Genomic DNA, 1,139 nt, shown 5'->3' with positions numbered 1-1,139 from the left:
AATTATAAGTATTGAAGCTAAAATAATCACTTGTATTGAAATGAATCCATCATTCTTTTTCATAACAAAAAATTCTCCCTTTAGAATTTTTTTGTTTTATGAAAACATAAAATATATTTCCTTTATCATATATATTAAAATTCTCTATATTTTTTAATATATAATCTTTTCTGTTTTTATAATTTATATATAATTTATCATTTTTCTTTTCTATAATATCTAGCTGTTTTTTATTATTATCATTTAAAAATTCTATTTTTATTTTATTATTTTCACAATTAATATTATTTACTTTTACTCCATTAATTCTGCTACTTATATATGTATCAGCATCAGCTAAATATTTAATATTTTTTGAAGAATCAGAATAAGTTTTAAATTCTTTTACATATTTAACTACTATATTATTCAAAAAATTCAAAATAATCATTGCTAAAGCTAAGTATATTGTACATTCCATTAATAAATATCCTGATCTTTTTATTCTAAGTATATTGATTTTGTAACTACCTCCTCCAATTTATAATTTTTTTCATTATTTGAATTTTTATATCTTATTTCTACATTTAATTTTTTATCTTTTTCTAATTCTATTACTTTAATATTCCATAATTTTATTATGTTATTTTCCTTTAAACCTACAAGTTCTTTAAAATCATTACTAATTAAATCTTTTATATTGTTAATATTTAAAAAATATTCTTTTCCTTTCTCTAATGAATTAAAAAATTCAAAAGATATATTATTTTTTATTTCTAAAGAAATTCCTCTTAATATATCATAAACTTCCACCTGTGTTTCATAATTTGATTTATTTTTATGATAAGAACTATATATGCTTAATATACTCCAAAATAATATAGTAGAGATAGCTAAGGAAATAACTAAATCAATCATCAAAAAACCTTTATTCTTTAACATCAATAATTTCACTTCCTACTTTTATTGTTATTTTTCCAACTACTTTTTCTTTATTTTTTATTAATATAGTTCCTGGAGTAGTTATAATACCTAATCTATTTATAATTATATTTTTATTATTAAAAAAAATTTTATAGTCATCTTTTAATTCGAAAATTTTACTAGAGTTGATATTATTAGTGTAATAAAATTTAATATATTTATCTTTTAATATATAT

3 protein-coding genes are annotated in these 1,139 nt (G+C 17.2%); all 3 read right to left on the bottom strand.

Annotation, left to right across the window (positions count from 1 at the left end; translation table 11 throughout):
* Positions 1–49: 49 nt before the first annotated feature.
* The gene (locus GBZ86_RS16115; RefSeq protein ID WP_152892355.1) at positions 50–460 is read right to left on the bottom strand and encodes a hypothetical protein; all 411 of its coding nucleotides are present in this window, start codon (positions 458–460) and stop codon (positions 50–52) included.
* A 20-nt stretch (positions 461–480) separates the two neighbouring features.
* Positions 481–921, bottom strand: a complete 441-nt coding sequence (locus tag GBZ86_RS16110) for a hypothetical protein (RefSeq protein WP_152892353.1) — start codon at positions 919–921, stop codon at positions 481–483.
* A partial coding sequence (locus tag GBZ86_RS17500) for a hypothetical protein (protein ID WP_422678939.1) occupies positions 908–1,139 on the bottom strand: 232 nt, incomplete at its 5' end. The genes GBZ86_RS16110 and GBZ86_RS17500, both read right to left, overlap by 14 nt.

Origin of the sequence: Clostridium tarantellae, from assembly GCF_009295725.1 — a bacterium.
GTDB lineage: Bacteria > Bacillota > Clostridia > Clostridiales > Clostridiaceae > Sarcina > Sarcina tarantellae.
The sequence above is the reverse complement of the archived record's forward strand: the minus strand, read 5'-3'. Positions and strand labels throughout refer to the sequence as shown.